Origin of the sequence: uncultured Microscilla sp., from assembly GCF_947493425.1 — a bacterium.
Taxonomy (GTDB): domain Bacteria; phylum Bacteroidota; class Bacteroidia; order Cytophagales; family Microscillaceae; genus Microscilla.
Genome location: NZ_CANLRP010000050.1, coordinates 38,771 through 46,980, shown reverse-complemented (window position 1 = coordinate 46,980; position 8,210 = coordinate 38,771). Strand labels below are relative to the sequence as shown.

Annotated in this window: 1 protein-coding gene; it reads right to left on the bottom strand. The window is 51.4% G+C overall.

The features are described 5' to 3' along the window. Positions 1–142 precede the first annotated feature (142 nt). On the bottom strand, positions 143–7,735 hold the full coding sequence (locus tag Q0954_RS14670; RefSeq protein WP_299458109.1) for a SpvB/TcaC N-terminal domain-containing protein: 7,593 nt from the start codon (positions 7,733–7,735) through the stop codon (positions 143–145). Positions 7,736–8,210: the final 475 nt, after the last annotated feature.

The following is an 8,210-nucleotide window of genomic DNA, read 5'->3' as shown; positions in this document are numbered from 1 at the left end:
AACTTGATTCGGGGCTTGCAGCTTCCCTATTTTTGTAAAAAAAACCTTTGCCTAGTCTTGTAAATCTTTCTGAGTACCTGTCCAGAAAGCTGAACTTGCTACGCTGGACACAAGCGAGGACGCTTGCGCCAGTTAGGGAAGCCTAATCTAACCTAATAAAACCTCTAACATTGAACAAGTGTGTGACCATATCTGGATCAATGCAAACTCCATTCTGAGGATCATAAAATTCCATTTGATATAATGGCATCTTATGTACTCGTTCCCCATCCCCCATAAGTTCAAGAGCATCAGTCTTTGATATGATTCGCCCCTCATGGATATATTTTGTACCAATAATTTGATTAGATACATTTACGTGGATAGCATGCCCACCCATAGGTCCATCAACTTCCATAAGGTAAGCCCCTGGTTTAAGGTCAAAACTGTTACCTGATGGGATGGAAGCTTCTATACGTTGAGATATTCTTCCAGAATTGTATAAACCTTCATACCCTTGATTTAGAAAGGCTACTGCTTGGCCTCTATTTTCTATTGGATTATTTACTCGGTGAACTGGTCTTCCTGAAGCAGCTACAAATTCTTCGTTGGTAATCAGGGGGGAATCTTTAGGTCTTACCTTATTAGCGTGATGAGCCCCAACATCTGCAACGCATAAATCTCCACGGCATGTCGGGTTTGTTTCAGTTGGCACTCTTTGGCTTGACCTGTAAGAAGATGAACCAATGTGAGATGTACCAGAAGTTTTTTTTGCTATCGTAGTCAAAGTTCGGTTACTTGTTGCCAACGGCAACACATCCATAGTAAGGGTTGCTGCTGCTTCCAGCCTGTTTGTGTCTTGCCCTGTTACTGTTTCTCCTGTAGCCAGCCTTAATGCTGGATCTACAACAGGGACTTGACTTGCACCTACTTCCATTCCTACTTGACTCAGTAATGTCGGGTCATTTTCAAGAACACCTGTAAGCCTTAATGTAGCTGTATCGGCTACCCCACCCACAACACCTCCTATTCCGCCTTGTGGTAAGCTTGGCTTCTCATCTCTTATTGGGTCAGCTTTTCCTCCTACAAAAAACTCGAATAATGCGCCAAACCCTCTTCCTAATTGGAACATTGGGTCAGGGTAATATTCAGGAGGAAGACTCTGTCTCCCACTCCCATCCACCAACCTCACAGGATTCCCCCGCACATACCCATACACATTCACCCCATCCCCAATCCCAATCGGGTCGGTGCTCAACCAGCGCCCCAGCCAAGGCAAGTAATAGCGGGCGCTGTGGTATTCCAGCCCTGTCTCTTCGTCGCGCTCCATGCCTGTGTAGCAGTAGCGTTTGGCAGCTGCTCCTATCGTGGCGTTTGTTGCCTGGTAAGCCGTAGTGCCATAGGGGTGGTATTCTTCATAGCTAATCACCTCCGCCGTCTCGTTGAGTTCCAGCGCTGCCGAGCCCAAGTGGTTGTGGAGTTGGTAGCGCACCAAGGTTTCTTCGGTGCCATCGTTTACCGCATTGCGTCGGTCTATCATCACAAAGCGGTGCCCTTCGTCCAGCAGGCTCAGGGTTTCGCGTTCCAGCCCCACGTTTGCCCCGTTGTGGCATTTGTACAGCTCATAACCCGCCACATAAATGCGTTCGTCTTTTTTGGTGGAACCTCCTGCCATTCCTGCATCGGCGGCGTTTTCGGTAATCTTTCTCAGCCTTTGCCTGCTGCCATCATATTGGTAATAAGTGGTTTCGGGGGTGCCGCCGTCGCTGCGTTGTTGGCGGTTGGTGCGTGCCACTTGCTCCAAAAAGTTCCAGCCAATGTCTGCCAAGTGGGGCAAACTGGTCATAAAGCCGTGTTGGGTGTGGTAGGCATAGCTATAGGTGTAGCTACCCACTTGGGTACTCGTCAGGCGGTTGTTGGCGGTTTCATAAGCATAGTGGCGCGTCCAGTTGTTGCCGCTGGCAGTGTGTTTCATCTGCAAGATGTTGCCCACACTGTCATATTGGTAGCTTTGGGTATAGTTGCGCATTGCCATAGGGTCGTTGGGTTGCATGTCATGGGCAAAGGCGTCATCGTTCCAATTGTCTTGGTTGCCAAAGCTCAGGGCGGCGCTGTTTTCGCGCCCCGTGGCGGCTATCAATCGGTACAAGGCGTCGTAGGTGTAGGTGGCAAGGCTCGTGATTTTTTGGTTGTTGAAAAACACTACAGGCGCGGCACTGTCTTCTATTTGGCATATATTGCCCACGGGGTCGTAGGTATAGCGCCAGTCTTGCAGTGGGTCGCCGTTTTGTTGTTGGCTCACCAGCCGCAACAGCCCAAAAGTCTCAGAGTCGTAGCTGTAGCGGCTGGTCACTTGGTTGCCATACACTATCTTTTCGCGCTGCCCCTTGGCGTTGTAGGCAATGCGGGCAATGTAAGTGCTGGGCGTTGCCTCGCTGGGGTGGGTCACGGTTTCGCTGGTCAGCAAGCCCGTCTCGTTGTAGCTAGGAGTGATCACGCTGCCGTCAGGGGTGGTTTGCTCCACAATGCGTCCCAAGGCATCGGTGCGGGTGGTAAAAACGAACGCCTCGTTTTCCAAATCGGCGAGCATATTCGCCTCCGTCCAGTTTGCCACCTCCTTATATTTACTGAAAAGCTGGCGGCTGGTACTCAACGGTTGCCCCTTAAAATCATACGCAGGGCTATGCACCAGCCCACCCGTGTCGTATTGGCGGGTCACTTGCCCCAAAATGTTGAGGGCTTGTACCGCCGCTTCGTTGTCTCGCCCTGCGGTCAATTCTTGTTCGCCATAAATAGTGCGGCTAAAAATGTGGTCGAGCGGAGTGTCGCCATCGCCCCCCAGCACTTGGCTATAGCTGGGGCGTTGCAAGGCGTCATAGAAATAGCGGAACTCATGGTCGCGTTCGTCCCAAGTGCGGAGCGGCTTGCCCACCACATTGAGCAAGAGCCAACGCTTGCCCGCGTCCATGCTTTCTTGGTATACCTTGTTGCCTAACATGTCATATTTGTAGCGCATCACTAAATTGTCGCGGGCATCGGTCACTGCGCGCAGGTTGCCTTCTGTGTCTAGGTTTGCTTGAGTGTGGTAGAACGTCTCATTTTCTTGGTGGTCTTCATCAAGCTCTTTGTTGTTGTCTATTTGCAACACAGGTCTGCCCAAGGTGTCGAGGTGCAGCACTTGGGGCGTTTGGGCGTGCAAGGCGGTTTGCTCCGCAGCGTTCTCTTCTTTTGCAGGGTCTTTGCCGTCTGCAATCAACGCCTCGTCTATCAATCGCCCCACCCGTGCCGCATACCAATCGCTCTCGAGTACTGTGTCGTTGGCATCGTACAAGCTTTGGCGCCAAGCCGTAAAACTCACTTTAGAAAAAGTACCGTTGGGCATGTCGGTTCTAATGAGTCGCCCCACCGCATCGTAATAGAGCACAGGGCTTACTCCAGTTTCTACCAATTCCTTGGTGTCTTCGTAATGGTGACTCACCGAAAAATAAGGCTCGTATTGTTTCACCACATTGCCCTTGTTGTTTTTCACGGTGCGCCCGTTGCCAATCCAACGCAATTGGGGCGTAGTGTCCACCTCGTTGATGGTGATGCTTTCGTCGGCATTGATGACCACTTGCTTGGCAAGCCCTGGCGCGGCTTGAGTTTTTTGCATCACCACCTCACCCAAGCCATTGCCATACTCTAGGGCAATTTGCACGGGCGAATCAGCTACTTGTTGCGAATGTTGCTCGCGGCTAATGGCAGCCACCACCACAGGCTTGCCTTCGCGGGTGTAGGCGGCTAGGTCATAGACAAAACGCGTGGTAGCGTGCTGGAGCAATGCCTTGCCCGCGTTGGTGAGGGCGTCAGAGTCGGCAGCGGCAAAAAAGCTTTCAATGTTGGCGGTTTCGCTGGCGTTGGAGGTGGCTTCTAGCCCTGTCAGCGCGTCGGCTTCGTTGCCTTTGCCCATCACGGCAAGGGCTTTCGCCAAACCCAATTCGTCGCTCAAGCTTTCCGACAAATTGCCGTTGATGTCGTACATCTGTTGGGGGGCAAGGGTACGAAAGTTGAACACATTCACCCCCGCACGGTTGCCCAGTGCATCTTCGGTTTGGGCAATCAACAAATACTCATTGCCATAATAGCGTACCTTGGTCACCGCTTCATAGGCATCGGCGAAAGCCACTGGCACATAAAAACGGGCTTGAGCCTCGGCAGGGGTTTCGCTGTCTGTTATAAACTGCACCACCCCCGAACGCACCCACCAATTGGCGTCGCCTTCGCTGTGGCAAAAACGCCCTTCGGTGAGCACCGCATCACCTACTTTAGTCCCAAAAATGTCTGCCACTAGCTCGGGCGTGTACGCCAACTGATAGCTCTCGTAAGGCAAGCCCAACGATTCTAGTTGATAAAGGGGCAAAGCGCCGCTCAAGTTGTTTTGATAATAAGTAGAGCGCACATGCTCAATGAGTCGCCTTTGGGCTTTGTCTGCCGTCAAGGGTTGGTCAATTTCGTGGTACAAAGCCTCTTCCGAATGCGTATTTGAAAGAATTTGGTCAAAATCGGAAAGCTGGTAATAGTTCCCGTCTTTGGGTACGCCCTTGAGGGCAAAAGTTTTTGTCTCGGCAGGTAAACGTAAGCGGTAAGCCTCATCGTCGATCACGTCATTGGTAAAGGCGTTTTGGGTATACAAAATAGTGGTGGTGCTTTGGGCGGCTTGAGTGGCAGCGGGCAACGAGGCATCTGTCACTTGGCGTGGATACACCACCGCCGCCGACTCTAGCACATTGCCGTATTCGTCAAACGCTACATTGAGTTGGTGGGCAATGCGAGGGTCTTCGGGGTTGCGTTCATAATGGTAGCTCAGGCTTTGGCTGGGCTGCACCATAAACACCGCGTGGGCATTGTTGCCCTTGGGTTGCAGCAGCTTCACTACCCAATTGCTTTGCGTGACTGTGTAAGGCGTTAGCGCTTGTAGCTGTTCTTCGGCAGTGGCGTCTTCGGTAGCATCTTGGGCAAACACCTCGCTGCGCAATGCCCTGCCCTTGCAAGCTCGCAACGCCTCCACCCATTCTTGGGGGTTCAACTCGACTTCAATCATTTCCACTAGAGTGGTTTCGTGGTGACTCACTTCTTCGCCTTGGCGCTCTAGTTGTGCCTGCCAATAGTCTTTTTCAAACTGGGCAAGCAGTCGGTCATTGTCTAGAAAAGCCCCCGTGTGGTGCCAAGTTTTGGTGAGCACGGGCGCTTGGTGCAGGGCTTCTTCGGTGAGGTTGCTCGCCTCGGTTTTCACCCAATGGGCAAAGCTTTCGCTGTCGGTTTGTTCTACCCGCCCAAAGCCACGAAACTCGCGTTCGGGGTGGTCATAATAGCCATGATGGTAGGTGTAGCTGCTGGTGAAACAATGCCCCGTGATTTTGTCTTCAGTGGTGAGCTTGGCGAGGCAATGCACGGGAAAATGCAAGCGACTTGCCCAAGGCGTGCCTGCTGCTTGGTCGGCAAGGTAAAACTGGGTAGAGGGGGCGTACTCCATCGTTACTTCTTTGCCCAAGTTGTTTGTGTAACCCACCATCAAGTGAGGTTTTTGGCTGCCCATGAGGTCAATGTATTGCAGGGGGGCAGTGGTGTCTTTGGCAAGTCCGCTCGACCACACAATGCAAGCTACTCCATTGCCCAACAAATCGGCTACGGTGATATGGGCTTGGGGATGAATGGCAGGGAAAGCTTCTAACTCAAAGGGCGTTTCGGCAAAGCTGTTGCCGTGCAGGTTTTGCCAACAAGTCCACTTGTTTTTGCCCAAATAAATAATGTCGCTTGTGCCCGACCCGTCAATGTCGGCAAGGCGCAGCAAGGCAGGGTTAAAGGCATCGGGGGCGTCAAACCAAGGGGCATTGCTCATCGTCACTTTTTTGCCAAACCTGCCATAGCCCAAGTTTGACCAATAGCACACTTCGCCATTGCGAATGCGCACAATGTCGGTGAGCCCATCGCCCGACATATCGGCAAGAAAAATGGTTTGGGTGGCTTCGGCAAATACTAGAGTGGCGCCCGTGTTTTCGTCTGTAGGCTTCAGGGTTTTCTTTGCTTGCCCAAAGCCCTTTTTGCCCTTCGAGGCATACCAAGTAAATACTTGCTCTTGGCTAATGAGCACCTCCGCCTTGCCATCCCCATTCAGGTCAAGCCAACGGGCATTCGGGTCGTTCAAATCAATATTGGGCAAGGCATCAAAGCGGCGAAAGCCTTCCCATTCGCCTTGATTGTTTAGCTCAAAATAGCCAGGGGCAAGCGGGCTATAGCTTACCAATTGTTTTTTGCCGTCTGCCTCCAAGTCGCTCAATTGCATTTGCCCACCCAAACCCCCAAACGAAGGCTTGGGCGACACGAGCTGGGCTTGAGCAAACGCCCCATTGCCCAAGTTTGCCTTATAATACCAACCGCCCGCTTGTTCGGTGAGCACGCCCGCCAAGCCCTCGTTATACAAATCGGTCAATTGCCAAGGCGAAGAAAGCCCCACGGGGGCATGTACCAAATGCTCAGATTTGATAGTGCGCACTTCGCGGTTCCAAGCAAGGGATTGGTAGGCAAACTCTAGCGGGGGCATTGCCTTTTTTGAATAGCTGCCGTCGGCTTGTTTGATGTAGCCGCAAGCGGTGATGCTTTCCAGAAAAGTGAAACCCTCGGCTTGGGTTTGGTTGTAGCCAAAATCCAACGATTTCACCAAGCCATTGTACTCGTCTTGCCCGTTGAAACGGTGAAATAATAATACCCTTTGGCAAAGACGGGTGGTGCGTCGCTCAAATCCCGCCCTATAGTCCGAAAAAGCATCGCCGCGAAAGCCCCAATCATTGATTGGCTCGTTGGGGGTGGTGGCGTCATACTCGCCATAGTCGAGCACGGTGGCAAACAAATAGTCGATTTCGGGGGGCAGGCTTTCGCCAAAACCAGCGTAAGGGGTACGGTTGCCATAAAGCACTCGGCTTAGGTAAGTATTGGTGTAGCTGAGTTGCTCGTCTTGGACGCGGCTTTGATGGTGCACCAAGGCAGGGTCAAAGCCTTGGGCGTTTTCTTGTTTGTAAATATAATGGGCACAATTGCCCTTGTCATCAAAGCTAAATTCGGGCAACCATTCAAAAATGTGGGCGTCGTTGGCAGGGTCGGCAATGCGGGCTTGAGCCGTCCAACCATAGAGGGTGGTCAAGTTTTCGCGGCTGGTTACGCGCCATTTGAGCGCGCCCGACTCTAGGTGTTGCCAACGTTCAATGCGTGCAAAGCCTCCTTCGATGCGCGGGTGATAGCGGCGAATGAGGTGGTTGCCATCAGGCGAGGTTTTTTCGTCGATGAGGTACTCGCCCGTTTCGTCTAGAGCAAAGCTGCCATCGGGTAATTGGGCAAAGGCAGGCACCAAATCTTCTGCCTCCGACAACAAAAAAACATCTGAATCTATAGCATCTAGGTATTGGGGCAAACCTTGGTTGGTTTTGCGCTTGATAGAGGGCAAACTCAGACTCCAGCCCAAACCAAAAATGCCATTGCCCGCCCCCGAGTTGTAGGCAAGCGATAGGGCTGGGGTGGTGCCTCTGGCGGGCGAAAAGGGGAGGGGAATGCTAAAAGAAGCAGTGCCATTGACGGCATTGACGTTGAGCTTTTCGTCGATGCCCTTGATAGCGCCACCACCTTTGGGCAGGGCAATAGAAGGTATCTCGATGGCATTGCTTTCGGTTTTGCCTTGGTCGGTGGCAAGAAATTGCCCCGAACCATTTTCTGGTGGTGGATTCATAGGTTGTAAGTGATAGTTCGATCCCTGAAAATAGGAACTTATTGAAACTTTCACAAGATTTTATTATAAAGTCCTACTCTACCCAGCTATTTTTAAAAAGTAGCGTCCTCACCTGTTCCTCCGAATCAAATTCGGTTTACAACTCCAAGCTTGTCCTCTAAGAGCAGGCAAGCTTTTGGGACAGGTGTCCTGAACAATGTCTTGCTTTTTAACACTTATCTAAAATTAGCCGTTGGCAGAGCTCCGAATCAAGTTCGCTTCGTAACTCCGAGCTTGCCCTCGGAGAATTTAGAAACTCGCTTTGATCGGTTCACATAATAGGCACTTTATACGAATTTTGCCCTCATAATCTGGTGTAAATCTCCAGACTTAAATCTCACAATAGCCGCAAGTTTTGTAACTTGCTTTTGCTCCATCAAGATTACCTGTTTTTGATGAAATGGAAGTGAAAAACTTTCTTCTACTCAAGGGCTCT

What these genes read in the sequence shown, in the direction of transcription:
- Q0954_RS14670 (WP_299458109.1), bottom strand. Translation starts at nt 7,735, where the DNA reads ATGAATCCACCACCAGAAAATGGTTCGGGGCAATTTCTTGCCACCGAC.